The sequence below is a fragment of the Klebsiella sp. JB_Kp042 genome (assembly GCF_040065275.1).
In the GTDB taxonomy this organism is placed as follows: domain Bacteria; phylum Pseudomonadota; class Gammaproteobacteria; order Enterobacterales; family Enterobacteriaceae; genus Klebsiella; species Klebsiella quasipneumoniae.
Map to the genome: position 1 here is coordinate 167787 of NZ_JBEAJL010000116.1, position 14491 is coordinate 182277.

Genomic DNA, 14491 nt, shown 5'->3' on the forward strand with positions numbered 1-14491 from the left:
AGTAAACGAAAAAAGCCAGCAGAGGCTTTCTGCTGGCGGGTGATTCTATACTCTGTGGATTTCACGTTGCAGGACAAACGGTTAACCGTTTTGCGCAGCGCTTACGCTGGCTCCGAAAGGGTGAGTCCCGTAGGGGCGATTCACGCGGCCAGAACATAGGCTCTGGGAGCATCGACAGCGATAGACCCGGGCAAGCGCGCGCACCTGCAGCTTGAAAAACGACGAGTATAACACCAATACTCAGTCACACATGATGTCTGCAAGTCAATGATCAGAGGTCTTTGACGTCACTCCCCACTGCATCAGTTCGCCCAGGATTTCCTGCTGTCGTCCTGCCATCAGGCGGGCCAGCCAGGACGCTTCCTGCGTCGCAGAAAAGTAGCGCTGGTAGAACGATTTTGCGGTAGACCTCATCATATTCACCTCCTCGCTTCATCGGGATTCATTATTGGCTTAATATGGGGAGTAATAAATTGCTGAGTTTTGCGCAGGAGTTCCCCTTTTATGTCTTCCGGCCGTCTGCAACAACAGTTCATCCGTCTATGGCAGTGCTGCGACGGCAAGTCGCAGGAGACCACCCTCAACGAACTGGCGGAAATGCTGAGCTGCTCGCGCCGCCACATGCGCACCTTGCTCAATATGATGGAGTCCCGCGGCTGGCTGACCTGGGAGGCGGAGGCTGGCCGCGGGAAACGCTCGCGGCTGACCTTTCTCTATACCGGCCTCGCCCTGCAGCAGCAGCGTGCCGAAGATCTGCTTGAACAGGATCGCATCGATCAGCTGGTGCAGCTGGTCGGCGATAAAGCCGCCGTCCGTCAGATGCTGGTCTCGCATCTCGGGCGCAGCTTCCGCCAGGGGCGGCACATCCTGCGCGTGCTCTACTACCGGCCGATGAAGAATTTACTGCCCGGCAGCGCGCTGCGACGTTCGGAAACCCATATCGCCCGGCAAATATTCAGCGCGCTGACGCGGGTAAATGAGGAAAATGGGGAACTGGAAGCTGATATTGCCCACCACTGGCAGCAGTTGACGCCCACCCACTGGCGCTTTTTCCTCCGGCCAGGCATCCATTTTCACCATGGCCGTGAGCTGGAGATGAGCGATGTGATCGCTTCTCTGCAGCGCAGCAATGCCCTGCCGCTCTATTCGCATATCGAACGCATCGAGTCGCCCACCGCCTGGACCCTGGATATTCATCTGCGCCAGCCCGACCGCTGGCTGCCCTGGCTGCTGGGCCAGGTGCCAGCGATGGTGCTGCCGCAGGAGTGGCAGACCATGAACCACTTTTCTTCGATGCCGGTCGGCACCGGCCCGTATGCCGTGGTGCGTAACAATCAGAACCAGCTCAAGATCCACGCCTTTGAGGACTATTTTGGCTACCGGGCGCTGATCGATGAGGTGAACGTCTGGGTGCTACCGGAAATTAGCGAAGAGCCCAACGGCGGCCTGACGCTGCAGGGCAATACCGAAAGCGAAAAGGCGGTGGAGAGTCGTCTGGAAGAGGGGTGCTACTATCTGCTGTTCGACTCGCGAAGCCCGCTGGGCGCCAACGACGCGGTGCGTCGCTGGTTAAGCTATCTGTTCCAGCCCGCGAACCTGCTCTACCATGCGGGCGAACACTACCAGGGCAACTGGTTTCCCGCCTACGGCCTGCTGCCGCGCTGGCATCACGCCAGCAACCACGCCAGCGACAAGCCGGCGGGGCTGGAGACGGTCACCCTCACCTATTACCGCGATCACGTCGAACACCGGGTGATCGGCGGGATCATGCGCGACCTGCTGGCCGCGCATCAGGTGAAGCTGGAGATCCAGGAGCTGGAGTACGATGCCTGGCATCGCGGCGAGGTAGTCAGCGATATCTGGCTCAACAGCGTTAACTTCACCTTGCCAATCGAATTCTCGCTATTCGCCTATCTGTACGAAGTCCCGCTGATTCAGCGCTGCATCCCCATCGACTGGCAGGAAGACGCCAGCCGCTGGCGCGCGGGAGAGTTTAATCCGGCCACCTGGAGTCAGCGTCTGCTGGCCAGCCAGCATATCGTGCCGCTGATCCATCACTGGCTGATGATTCAGGGCCAGCGCAGTATGCGCGGCGTGCGGATGAACACCCTCGGCTGGTTCGATTTTAAATCCGCATGGTTTGCGCCGCCGGAGCCGTAAGCCTTTCCGTCATCTGACAAAATCATTACACTAAGGCCGTTCTCAACGGGGTGCTAATAAACATACGCAATATCATTCAAGTTGCATCAAGGCAGCAAGCGGGTGAATCCCCTGGAGCATAGATAACTATGTGACTGGGGTGAACGCGCGAAGCTAACGCAGATGCGGCTTGAAGGATGAAGCGTATGGGCTGAGAAAATACCCGTCGAACCTGATCCGGATAACGCCGGCGAAGGGATTTGAGGCTCACTCAAAATCCTTTGCCCCCCCTTTTTTCTGAGGTGCAAAGTGTTGAAAAAATTACTCCCGCTGCTGGCGCTGGTCGCCATGCCCGCTCTGGCGAAGCCTGTCCTCACCGTCTATACCTATGACTCCTTCTCTGCCGACTGGGGCCCCGGCCCGGCGGTCAAAAAAGCGTTTGAAGCGGACTGCGGCTGCGAGCTGAAGTTCGTCGCGCTGGAAGATGGCGTTTCGCTGCTAAATCGCCTGCGCATGGAAGGCAAAAACAGCAAGGCCGACGTCGTGCTGGGCCTTGATAACAACCTGCTGGAAGCCGCGGCGCAGAGTAAACTGTTTGCCAAAAGCAACGTACCCGCCAGCGCGGTCAGCGTGCCGGGCGGCTGGGATAACGACACCTTTGTCCCCTACGATTACGGCTATTTCGCCTTCGTCTATGACAAAAACAAACTGGCCAACCCGCCGAAGAGCCTGAAAGAGCTGGTCGAGAGCCCGCAAAAATGGCGGGTCATCTATGAAGATCCGCGCACCAGCACCCCGGGGCTGGGGCTGCTGCTGTGGATGCAAAAGGTCTATGGCGATAAAGCGCCCGAGGCCTGGCAGAAGCTGGCGGCGAAAACCGTTACCGTCACCAAGGGCTGGAGCGAAGCCTACGGTCTGTTCCTGAAAGGGGAAAGCGACCTGGTCTTGAGCTACACCACCTCGCCGGCCTACCACATGATTGAAGAGAAGAAAGACCACTATGCGGCGGCGAACTTCGCGGAAGGCCACTATCTGCAGGTCGAAGTTGCCGCCCGCACCGCCGCCAGCAAGCAGCCGGAACTGGCGGAAAAATTCCTCAAATTCATGGTCTCGCCCGGCTTCCAGAACGCTATCCCCACCGGCAACTGGATGTATCCGGTGACCCAGGTCGCGCTGCCGGCCGGTTTTGCAAGCCTGGTAAAACCGCAGACCACGCTGACGTTTACCCCGCAGCAGGTCGCCAGCGAGCGTCAGACCTGGATTAGCGCATGGCAACGCGCCGTCAGCCGCTAAACCTGAGCGGGCTGCTGCCGGGCCTGTTCGCCGCTACGCTGCTCTGCGCCGTCGCGCTGGCGGCGTTTCTGGCGCTGTGGTTCAGCGCGCCCGGCGCGGGCTGGCGGACGGTCTTCAGCGATAGCTACCTCTGGCATGTGGTGCGCTTCTCCTTCTGGCAGGCGTCGCTGTCAGCGCTGCTCTCGGTGGGGCCGGCTATCTTTCTCGCCCGCGCGCTTTATCGGCGTCGCTTCCCCGGCCGCACGTTGCTGCTGCGCCTGTGCGCGATGACCCTGATCCTGCCGGTGCTGGTGGCGGTGTTCGGCATCCTCAGCGTCTATGGCCGCCAGGGCTGGCTGGCCTCGCTGTTTCACACTTTTGGCTGGCAGTGGGATTTCTCACCTTACGGCCTGCAGGGCATCCTGTTGGCGCACGTCTTTTTCAATATGCCGATGGCCACCCGCCTGCTGCTGCAGGCGCTGGAGAACATTCCCGGCGAGCAGCGGCAAATTGCCGCCCAGCTTGGCATGCGCGGCTATGCCTTCTTCCGCCTCGTCGAATGGCCATGGATGCGCCGGCACATTCCCGCCGTCGCCGCGCTGATTTTTATGCTCTGCTTTGCCAGCTTCGCCACCGTGCTGTCACTGGGCGGCGGCCCGAAGGCCACCACGATTGAGCTGGCTATCTACCAGGCGCTGAGCTTTGACTACGATCCGGCGCGAGCGGCAATGCTGGCGTTGATTCAGATGCTCTGCTGCCTCGGGCTGGTGCTGCTCAGCCAGCGCCTCAGTAAAGCGGTGGCTATCGGCGTCAGCCATGTCCGCGGCTGGCGTGACCCTGACGATCGCCTGCATAGCCGGCTGAGCGATGGGTTGCTGATCGGCGCCGCCCTGCTGCTGCTGCTCCCGCCGCTGCTGGCGGTCATCGTCGACGGGGTCAACCGCAATATGCTGGACGTGCTGGCGCAGCCCGCCCTCTGGCAGGCATTAACGACTTCCCTGCGCATCGCCATCGCCGCCGGGCTGTTGAGCGTGACCCTGACAATGATGCTGCTATGGAGCAGTCGAGAGCTGCGCGCCCGCCAGCGGCCGCTGGCCGGGCAGGCGATGGAGCTGAGCGGCATGCTGATCCTTGCCATGCCGGGCATCGTGCTGGCTACCGGCTTCTTTCTGCTGCTCAATAACAGCATCGGCCTGCCGGAGTCCGCCGACGGCATCGTCATCTTTACCAACGCTCTGATGGCGATCCCCTACGCGCTTAAAGTGCTGGAAAACCCGATGCGCGACATTGCCGTCCGCTACAATATGCTGTGCCAGTCGCTGGGGATCGAAGGCCTGACGCGACTGCGGGTCATCGAACTTCGCGCGCTCCGGCGCCCCCTAGCCCAGGCGTTAGCCTTCGCCTGCGTGCTGTCGATTGGCGACTTCGGCGTGGTGGCGCTGTTCGGCAACGAGGCGTTCCGCACCCTGCCTTTCTATCTCTACCAGCAGATAGGCGCCTACCGCAGCCAGGACGGCGCCGTCACCGCTCTGCTTCTGCTGCTGCTCTGTTTCTTACTATTTACGCTGATTGAAAAACTTCCGGGGCGTGATGCTAAAACTCAATGATGTGACCTGGCTGTACCAACATCTGCCGATGCGCTTTACTCTCGACGTCGCGCGCGGCGAGCGCATCGCGGTGCTCGGCCCCAGCGGCGCCGGAAAGAGCACCCTGCTGAATCTGATCGCCGGTTTTCTGCCGCCCGCCAGCGGCAGCCTGCAGATTAACGGCGAGACGCATCACGCGACGCCGCCGGCGCAGCGTCCGGTCTCGATGCTGTTCCAGGAGAATAACCTGTTTAACCATCTGACCATTCGGCAGAATATCAGCCTCGGGATCCACCCTGGCCTGAAACTGAGCCGCGAACAGCAGCAGAAAGTCACGGCGATTGCCGTCCAGATGGGAATTGATGCCCTGCTTGACCGCCTGCCGGGAGCGCTCTCCGGCGGTCAACGGCAGCGCGCGGCGCTGGCCCGCTGTCTGGTGCGCCAGCAGCCGGTGCTGCTGCTGGATGAACCCTTCTCGGCGCTCGACCCGGCGCTGCGTCAGGAGATGCTGGCGCTGGTGGCGGATGTCTGTGAACAGCAGCAGCTCACCCTGCTGATGGTTTCGCACAGCGTGGAAGATGCCGCGCGCATCGCGCCGCGCTCGATTGTGGTCGCCGAAGGGCGCATTGTCTGGGATGGCGCTACCGCCGAGCTGTTAAGCGGCCGCAGCAGCGCCTCGCATCTGATGGGGATCAGCGCGCGATAACCTTGTGCAGGATCGCCAGATAGACCGGCATCAGCGGATGGCGGAAGACAAATGTTAACGCCGTTGCCGCCAGCGCGACCATACACGGCGCCAGCCACAGCAGACGCCCGCGCGGCAGCCAGCGGGACAGCCGATCGCCAGACGTTTTCGCGCTCCGCCACAGCCGCCAGCACAGCCACCCCGCCAGCCAGGCCAGCAGCGCCGCCCCCAGCAGCAGCCATTGAAAGCTGGCGCTGTTTTCATCGGCCGGAATATCAATCGCCGCGCCGGCGAGAATCCCCGGCAGGAAATAGAGCGGCGGCCAGAGCAGGCAGCCGATAATATTCGGGAGCACGAATTTGGCCACCGGCAGGTCGAGCATCCCGGCAACCATCGGCACCAGCGGACGCGTCGGCCCGACAAAGCGGCCAATCAGGATGGTGATCATGCTGTGCTGGTGCAGCGCATGCTCGGTTTTTTCCAGCAGGGCGCGGTTTTTCTTCATGAACGACCAGCGGTGCAGCGGCTTTTTAAAGCGCCAGCCGAGCCAGAATGAGATCCAGTCGCCCAGCAGACAGCCCACGATCCCCGCCAGCCACGCCTGCCAGAAATTAACCTCACCGCCGCCAATCAGCGCCCCAAGGCCGGCCATCATCACCGTTCCGGGTAAAATAAGCCCCACCAGCGCCAGCGACTCGAGAAAGGCCACCAGCATCACGGCTAACAACGAGTAGACCGTGGATTGGGTAATAAAGTGTTCGAGCAATGCTTGCATAATGTACCCGGTTAAAAAACGAAGCCCGGATTCTCCGAAGCCATCGCGCCGTCGTCAAGCCAACAATTGTCTTAATAGTTTACTGGCTGTGACATTTAAGCGGGTCATCATTTCACTTTCTTTACTTTTTATTCACATCCCGCGCGGAATTCGCTCGGGCTGGCGCCGGTGCATTTTTTGAATACGCGGGAAAAATAAAGCTGATCTTCAAAGCCGACGTTGCGCCCGACGGTGGCGATCGGCATCCGCGTGGTGCTCAGCAACAGTTTGGCCTGGCTGATGCGCTGATCTTCACGCCAGCCGAGCACGCTGATCCCTAACTGCTGGCGGAACAGGTGCGACAGACGCGAGGGCGACAGGCAGACGTGCTGGGCGACGCTGGCGATATCAAAATGGCTGTCCGCCAGATGGTCGCTGATGTACTGGCAGGCGTCGCGCACCCGGTTATCCAGCGGCGGATGCAGCGATTCGTTGATCGCCTCCATCCGCCGCAGCAGGAGCTGTTCCAGCAGATTAATCGCCAGCAGTTCGGAATAGCGCCCCGCCCCCTGTCCGGCATCGACTATCTGGCCGAACAGCTCGCCAAAGCGCGCCTGCCACTGCTCGTCCGGACGGAAAAAGCCGGTCTGGGCGAAGATGGTCGGCCAGTTGAGCCACTCGTGCCAGTAGGCGCGCGGGCGGAAGTAGACCCACTGGTGATACCACTCGCTGGCGTCGGGATGGCGGCCGTAGTGATGGATCTCCCCCGGCGGGAACAGCAGCATATCGCCCGGCCGGCAGACAAACTGCTCGCCGTGGTTGTTGATCACCCCCTCGCCGCGGATCGTCAGGTTGAGGATATAGCCTTTCATACCCAGCGGGCGGTCGATAAAAAAATCCAGGTATCCCTGCGCCTCAATCGGCGTCAGACCGGTGACCAGATGAGCGTTAAAAGAGTAGCCCGGCAGCAGCGGATCGTTTTGCGTTTCGGCCATACGCGTGGTTCTCCCCGAAGGTATTAGTGACACCAATTGTCCATATTCATCATTTTATCGCTCTCGGCCCTGTCACGACTGCGACGGCAGTGGGAATTTCGCTAAAAAGCCGCACAGCAAGCGAAAAAAGCGCCAGCGGCGTGCATTCCACCGTGATATGCCGGGTAACAAAAGTGTCTATAAATACGGCAGGAAAGTCCACATCGAATATTTGCACGGCGTCACACTTTGCGAGGTGACAGCAAAATAATCCATAAGATTAGCGAATCCGGCCTGACGGATTTTGCCGGGGATATCTACTGTTGCTGCATGAATGATTTCTGCATGGAGTAACAAGATGGCAATTGCGATTGGCCTCGACTTTGGTAGTGACTCAGTCCGCGCCCTGGCGGTGGAATGCGCCTCCGGCGCAGAACTGGCGGCAAGCGTGGAGTGGTATCCGCGCTGGCGGGAAGGACAGTATTGCGATGGCGCTAACAACCGGTTCCGCCACCACCCGCGAGATTACATCGAGTCCATGGAAGCGGCGCTGAAAAGCGTACTTGCCTCCCTGAGCGCCGAACAGCGCGCCGACGTCGTGGGCATTGGCGTCGACAGCACCGGCTCAACCCCGGCTCCCGTTGATGCCGAGGGCAACGTGCTGGCGCTGCGCGAAGAATTCGCTGACAACCCTAACGCCATGTTTGTCCTGTGGAAGGATCACACCGCAGTCGAGGAAGCCGAGGCGATCACCCGCCTGTGCCACCAGCCGGGCAAAGAGGATTACTCGCGCTATATTGGCGGGATCTACTCCAGCGAATGGTTCTGGGCCAAAATCCTCCACGTCACCCGGGAAGATAGCGCCGTCGCCCAGGCAGCCGCCTCGTGGGTGGAGCTTTGCGACTGGGTACCCGCCCTGCTCTCCGGCACCACCCGTCCGCAGGATCTGCGCCGCGGCCGCTGCAGCGCCGGGCATAAATCCCTGTGGCATGAGAGCTGGGGCGGTCTGCCGCCGGCCAGCTTCTTCGATGAGCTTGATCCCATCATTAACCAGCATCTGGCCTGGCCGCTGTTCACCGATACCTGGACGGCCGATGTGCCGGTCGGCACGCTGAGCGCAGAGTGGGCCCAGCGCCTGGGCCTGTCGCAGACCGTGGCCATCTCCGGCGGCGCCTTCGACTGCCATATGGGCGCCGTGGGCGCCGGCGCGCAGCCTAACGCGCTGGTGAAAGTCATCGGCACCTCCACCTGCGACATTCTGATTGCCGATAAAGAGAGCGTCGGCGACCGCACGGTCAAAGGCATCTGCGGCCAGGTCGACGGCAGCGTGGTCCCGCACTTTATCGGTATGGAGGCAGGCCAGTCCGCCTTCGGCGATATTTACGCCTGGTTTGGTCGCATTCTCGGCTGGCCGCTGGAGCAGCTAGCCCAGCAGCAGCCAGCGTTGCGGGAGCAAATCAAAGCCAGCCAAAAACAGTTACTGCCGGCGCTCACCGAAGCCTGGGCCAACAATCCATCGCTGGAGCATCTGCCGGTGGTGCTTGACTGGTTCAACGGCCGTCGCACGCCGAATGCCAACCAGCGCCTGAAAGGGGTGATCACCGACCTTAACCTGGCCACCGACGCGCCGGCGCTATTCGGCGGTCTGATCGCCGCCACCGCCTTCGGCGCCCGCGCCATTATGGAGTGCTTCACCGAGCAGGGGATCCCGGTTAACAACGTCATGGCGCTCGGCGGTATCGCGCGGAAAAACCAGGTCATCATGCAGGCCTGCTGCGACGTGCTGAACCGTCCGCTGCAAATTGTCGCCTCCGATCAGTGCTGCGCGCTGGGGGCGGCTATCTTCGCCGCCGTCGCCGCCGGTGTCTATGAGGATATTCCAGCCGCCCAGCAGCGGATGGCAAGCCAGGTGGAAACCACCCTGCAGCCGCGCCCGGCGCAGGCACAGCGTTTCGAACAACTCTATCAGCGCTACCAACAGTGGTCGGTCAGCGCCGAACAACACTATCTCCCTTCGGCTGCAAAGGCGGAAAAAGCCCCGCAATCTCAGGCAGCGCTCACCCATTAAGGATACGAAAATGACGATTTTTGATAACTATGAAATATGGTTCGTTATTGGCAGCCAACATCTGTACGGCCCGGAAGCCCTGCGCCAGGTGACGAAGCATGCCGAACATGTGGTGAACAGCCTGAATGCGGAAGCCAAACTGCCGTGCAAACTGGTCCTTAAGCCGCTGGGCACCACCCCGGACGAAATCACTCACATCTGCCGCGACGCTAACTACGATGACAAATGCGCCGGGTTAGTGGTCTGGCTGCACACCTTCTCGCCGGCAAAAATGTGGATCAACGGCCTGACCATTCTCAACAAGCCGCTGCTACAGTTCCATACGCAGTACAATGCCGCGCTGCCCTGGGACAGCATCGATATGGACTTTATGAACCTGAACCAGACCGCGCATGGCGGCCGCGAGTTCGGCTTCATCGGCGCCCGTATGCGCCAGCAGCACAGCGTGGTGACCGGCCACTGGCAGGATAAAGAGGCCCACCAGCGCATCGGCGGCTGGATGCGCCAGGCGGTCTCCAGACAGGATACCCGTCATCTTAAAGTGTGCCGTTTCGGCGATAACATGCGCGAAGTGGCGGTGACCGACGGCGATAAAGTCGCGGCGCAGATCAAGTTTGGCTTCTCGGTGAACACCTGGGCGGTCGGCGATCTGGTGCAAGTGGTCAACAGCGTCAGCGACGGCGATATCAGCGCCCTGGTCGATGAATACGAGAGCAGCTATCGTCTGACCCCGGCGGCGCAGGTTCACGGCGACAAGCGTCAGAACGTGCTGGACGCCGCGCGCATTGAGCTGGGGATGAAACGCTTCCTCGAACAGGGCGGTTTCCACGCCTTTACCACCACCTTTGAAGATCTCCACGGCCTGAAACAGCTCCCGGGGCTCGCCGTACAGCGCCTGATGCAGCAGGGCTACGGCTTTGCCGGCGAGGGCGACTGGAAAACCGCCGCTCTGCTTCGCATCATGAAGGTGATGTCAACTGGTCTGCAGGGCGGCACCTCCTTTATGGAGGATTACACCTACCACTTCGACAACGGCAACGATCTGGTGCTCGGCTCGCACATGCTGGAAGTGTGCCCGACGATCGCCACCGCCGAGAAACCGATCCTCGACGTCCAGCCGCTGGGCATCGGCGGCAAAGCGGATCCGGCGCGCCTGATCTTCAATACTCAGACCGGCCCGGCGATTGTCGCCAGCCTGATCGACCTGGGAGACCGCTTCCGTCTGCTGGTCAATACCATCGAAACCGTCCCGACCCCGCACGACCTGCCGAAGCTGCCGGTGGCCAACGCCCTGTGGAAAGCGCAACCGGATCTGCGTACCGCTTCGGAAGCCTGGATCATCGCCGGCGGCGCGCACCATACCGTCTTCAGCCATGCGCTGAACCTCGACGATATGCGCCAGTTCGCCGAACTGAATGATATCGAGCTGACGGTCATCGACAACGACACCCGTCTGCCGGCCTTCAAAGACGCGCTGCGCTGGAATGAGGTGTATTACGGTTCAAAACGCTAAGAGGCCGTCCCCTCACCCTCCCCTCTCCCCGCCGGGGAGAGGGTACCGGCCTGGCGCGATGCCGCCTTTCTCCCTCTCCCGCCAGGAGAGGGTCGGGGTGAGGGATACCCGACTCGCCTGCTATTCGGAGCACACTATGTTAGAAGATCTTAAAAGCCAGGTGCTGGAAGCCAACTTAGCGCTGCCGCAGCATAATCTGGTGACCTTAACCTGGGGCAACGTCAGCGCCGTCGACCGCGACCAGGGCGTTCTGGTTATCAAACCCTCCGGCGTGGATTACCGCGTGATGACCGCCGACGATATGGTGGTGGTCAGTCTGGAGAGCGGCGAAGTGGTGGAGGGTAAGAAGAAACCCTCGTCGGATACCCCGACCCATCGCCTGCTGTATCAGGCCTTCCCGACGCTGGGCGGCATTGTGCATACCCATTCGCGCCACGCCACCATCTGGGCGCAGGCCGGGCAAGCTATTCCGGCGACCGGCACCACCCACGCCGACTATTTCTATGGTCCGGTGCCCTGCACCCGGCTGATGACCGATGCGGAGATCAACGGCGAATACGAATGGGAAACCGGCAAGGTGATTGTCGAAACCTTCCGCCAGCGCGAGATCGACCCGGCGCAGATGCCCGGCGTGCTGGTGCATTCCCACGGCCCGTTCGCGTGGGGTAAAAACGCCGAAGACGCGGTGCATAACGCCATCGTGCTGGAAGAGATCGCCTATATGGGCATCTTCTGCCGCCAGCTGGCGCCGCAGCTGCCGGATATGCAGCAGACGCTGCTGGATAAACACTATCTGCGTAAGCATGGGGCCAAAGCCTACTACGGCCAATAATCACCCTGCTCGCGCTGCGTTTAGCAGGGCTACGGCTCTGCACCGTCTGGCAGACCGGATAAGGCGCAAGCCGAAATCCGGGGCCACCTCAGCGCCGAATACCTGTATAAAATCCCAGCACCCATTGAGAAACCAGGCTATAATCAGGCCTGGTTTTTTATCATCGAGAGCACCCGTGACCCAGCCACGAGCAGGTTTTCTACTCACCCGTCACTGGCGGGACACTCCGCAAGGCACCGAGCTTTCCTTCTGGCTGGCCACCGACGACGGCCCGCTGCAGGTCACGCTGCCGCCGCAGGAGTCCGTCGCCTTTATCCCCGAAGCGCAGCGGGCGCAGGCTGAGCGACTGTTGCAGGGTGAGAAAGGCTTCCGCTTCGCCCCGCTGGCCCTGAAAGATTTCCACCGCCAGCCGGTTGTCGGCCTCTACTGCCGCGCCCATCGTCAACTGATGCGTCTGGAGAAGATGCTCCGCGACAGCGGCGTCACCCTCTATGAGGGCGATATCCGTCCGCCGGAGCGCTACCTGATGGAGCGCTTTATTACCGCCCCGGTGTGGATGGAAGGCGAAACGCGCGGCCCACAGCTGGTTAACGCGCGCATGAAACCTAATCCTGACTATCGCCCGCCGCTGAAATGGGTGTCGCTGGATATCGAAACCAGCCGCCACGGCGAGCTGTACTGCATCGGCCTGCAAGGCTGCGGTCAGCGGGTGGTCTACATGCTGGGCCCCGAACCGGAAACGCCGCCAGACGTCGATTTCGATCTGGTCTACGTCGCCAGTCGCCCCCTGCTGCTGGAAAAACTCAACGCCTGGTTTGCCGATCACGACCCCGACGTGCTGATCGGCTGGAACGTGGTGCAGTTCGATCTGCGCGTCCTGCAAAAGCATGCCGAACGCTACCGCATCCCGCTAAGGCTCGGCCGCGGCAACAGCGAGCTGGAGTGGCGCGAGCACGGTTTTAAGAACGGTGTCTTCTTCGCCCAGGCCCACGGCCGGCTGATTATTGACGGCATCGACGCGCTGAAATCGGCGTTCTGGAATTTCTCCTCCTTTTCGCTGGAGGCGGTGGCCCGCGAGCTGCTGGGCGAAGGCAAAGCCATCGACAACCCATGGGATCGGATGGACGAGATCGATCGCCGCTTCCATGAAGATAAACCGGCGCTGGCCATCTATAACCTACAGGACTGCGAGCTGGTGACGCGGATCTTCCACAAAACGGAGATCATGCCATTTCTGCTCGAGCGGGCGACGGTCAACGGCCTGCCCGCCGATCGCCACGGCGGCTCGGTCGCCGCCTTCAGTCACCTCTATTTTCCGCGCATGCACCGCCTGGGCTACGTGGCGCCGAACCTCGGCGACGTGCCGCCCCAGGCGAGCCCCGGCGGCTATGTGATGGACTCCCGCCCCGGCCTGTATGACTCGGTGCTGGTGCTGGACTACAAGAGCCTGTATCCGTCGATCATTCGCACCTTTTTAATCGATCCTGTCGGCCTGGTGGAGGGCCTGGCGCAGCCCGATGACCAGCACAGCATTGAGGGCTTCCTCGGCGCCCGCTTCTCGCGAGACAAGCACTGCCTGCCGGGGATTGTCAGCCAGATCTGGCACGGCCGCGATGAAGCCAAGCGCCAGCACAATAAGCCGCTCTCCCAGGCGCTGAAGATCATCATGAACGCTTTTTACGGCGTGCTGGGCACCAGCGCCTGCCGCTTCTTCGACCCACGTCTCGCCTCGTCGATCACCATGCGCGGCCACGCGATCATGCGTCAGACTAAAGCGTTAATTGAAGCCAATGGTTATGACGTCATCTACGGCGATACCGACTCCACCTTCGTCTGGCTTAAGCGCCCGCACAGCGAAGCGCAGGCGGCGGAGATCGGCCGGACGCTGGTGAACGACGTCAACGCCTGGTGGGCGCAGGAGCTTGGCAAACTCCAGCTAACCAGCGCCCTGGAGCTGGAATACGAAACCCACTTCTGCCGCTTTTTGATGCCGACGATCCGCGGCGCCGATACCGGCAGCAAGAAGCGTTACGCCGGCATGATTCAGGAGGGCGACGGCCAGCGCATGGTTTTCAAGGGTCTGGAAACAGTGCGCACCGACTGGACGCCGCTGGCCCAGCAGTTTCAGCAGGAGCTGTACCTGCGCATCTTCCGAAACCAGCCCTATCAGGATTATGTGCGGGAGACTATCGCCAGGCTGATGAACGGCGAGCTCGATGAGCAGCTGGTTTATCGCAAACGCCTGCGTCGGCCGCTGGCGGAGTATCAGCGCAACGTGCCGCCGCATGTGCGCGCCGCGAGGCTTGCCGATGAGCACAACCTGAAGCGGGGTCGGGCGCAGCAGTATCAGCAACGCGGCACCATCAAATACGTCTGGACCACCGGCGGTCCGGAACCGGTGGATTATCAGCAGTCGCCACTCGATTACGACCACTATTTGTCAAAGCAGCTGCAGCCGGTAGCGGAAGGGATCCTGCCCTTCGTCAACGACGACTTTGCTACAATAGTGACAGGACAGCTGGGGCTATTTTGATTTTTTCTCACCCATTCCGCGGGCGCAGAAGCCTGAAAATGAACCGTGAGGAGGACGTGACGAACGTTCTGCCATCCAGTAATATAGCGCCCTTTCCATTCCTGGCCCCAATTTTGACGCATCTCCGGTTGTACA

The 14491-nt window shown here is 61.1% G+C and carries 11 protein-coding genes and 1 riboswitch; of the genes, 8 read left to right on the forward strand and 3 right to left on the reverse strand.

Going from position 1 to position 14491, the window contains the following annotated elements:
• Positions 1 to 264: 264 nt before the first annotated feature.
• Positions 265 to 417 (reverse strand): glucose uptake inhibitor SgrT, encoded by a 153-nt coding sequence (gene sgrT, locus ABLV54_RS25670; RefSeq protein ID WP_004204309.1) that lies wholly within the window; start codon positions 415 to 417, stop codon positions 265 to 267.
• Between the two features lie 87 nt (positions 418 to 504).
• On the opposite strand from sgrT, the gene sgrR reads away from it, so the two are divergent.
• The 4 genes from sgrR to thiQ all read left to right on the forward strand — a co-directional run bounded on the left by sgrR (position 505) and on the right by thiQ (position 5703).
• Positions 505 to 2160 (forward strand): HTH-type transcriptional regulator SgrR, encoded by a 1656-nt coding sequence (gene sgrR, locus ABLV54_RS25675; RefSeq protein WP_049116636.1) that lies wholly within the window; start codon positions 505 to 507, stop codon positions 2158 to 2160.
• A gap of 36 nt (positions 2161 to 2196) precedes the next feature.
• Positions 2197 to 2416, forward strand: a riboswitch (TPP riboswitch).
• 32 nt (positions 2417 to 2448) lie between these two features.
• Positions 2449 to 3432: a thiamine ABC transporter substrate binding subunit gene (thiB, locus tag ABLV54_RS25680; protein WP_004204306.1), complete on the forward strand. Its 984-nt coding sequence runs from the start codon at positions 2449 to 2451 to the stop codon at positions 3430 to 3432.
• On the forward strand, positions 3408 to 5018 hold the full coding sequence (thiP, locus tag ABLV54_RS25685) for a thiamine/thiamine pyrophosphate ABC transporter permease ThiP (protein WP_004204304.1): 1611 nt from the start codon (positions 3408 to 3410) through the stop codon (positions 5016 to 5018). Before thiB ends, thiP begins: the two co-directional genes overlap by 25 nt.
• Entirely contained in the window at positions 5002 to 5703 is a 702-nt protein-coding gene (thiQ, locus tag ABLV54_RS25690; RefSeq protein ID WP_004204303.1) for a thiamine ABC transporter ATP-binding protein ThiQ, read from the forward strand. The genes thiP and thiQ overlap by 17 nt, the downstream gene beginning before the upstream one ends.
• Here thiQ and ABLV54_RS25695 read toward each other — a convergent pair.
• Both ABLV54_RS25695 and araC read right to left on the reverse strand, forming a co-directional pair.
• Positions 5690 to 6457: a DedA family protein gene (locus tag ABLV54_RS25695; protein WP_004204302.1), complete on the reverse strand. Its 768-nt coding sequence runs from the start codon at positions 6455 to 6457 to the stop codon at positions 5690 to 5692. The two genes, thiQ and ABLV54_RS25695, sit on opposite strands and share 14 nt — an antisense overlap.
• 128 nt (positions 6458 to 6585) lie before the next feature.
• A complete protein-coding gene (gene araC, locus ABLV54_RS25700) occupies positions 6586 to 7431 on the reverse strand; it encodes an arabinose operon transcriptional regulator AraC (protein ID WP_004204301.1) in 846 nt (281 codons plus the stop codon).
• 337 nt (positions 7432 to 7768) lie between these two features.
• Between araC and araB the strand changes: the two genes are divergently transcribed.
• From araB to polB, 4 genes are all read left to right on the forward strand, one after another.
• Entirely contained in the window at positions 7769 to 9478 is a 1710-nt protein-coding gene (gene araB / locus ABLV54_RS25705; RefSeq protein WP_017901200.1) for a ribulokinase, read from the forward strand.
• 10 nt (positions 9479 to 9488) lie between these two features.
• On the forward strand, positions 9489 to 10991 hold the full coding sequence (gene araA, locus ABLV54_RS25710; protein ID WP_004204297.1) for an L-arabinose isomerase: 1503 nt from the start codon (positions 9489 to 9491) through the stop codon (positions 10989 to 10991).
• Positions 10992 to 11127: 136 nt separating this feature from the next.
• A complete protein-coding gene (gene araD / locus ABLV54_RS25715) occupies positions 11128 to 11823 on the forward strand; it encodes an L-ribulose-5-phosphate 4-epimerase (RefSeq protein ID WP_049004281.1) in 696 nt (231 codons plus the stop codon).
• 175 nt (positions 11824 to 11998) lie between these two features.
• Complete coding sequence (gene polB, locus ABLV54_RS25720; protein WP_050533889.1) at positions 11999 to 14356, forward strand: DNA polymerase II; 2358 nt, start codon at positions 11999 to 12001, stop codon at positions 14354 to 14356.
• Positions 14357 to 14491: the final 135 nt, after the last annotated feature.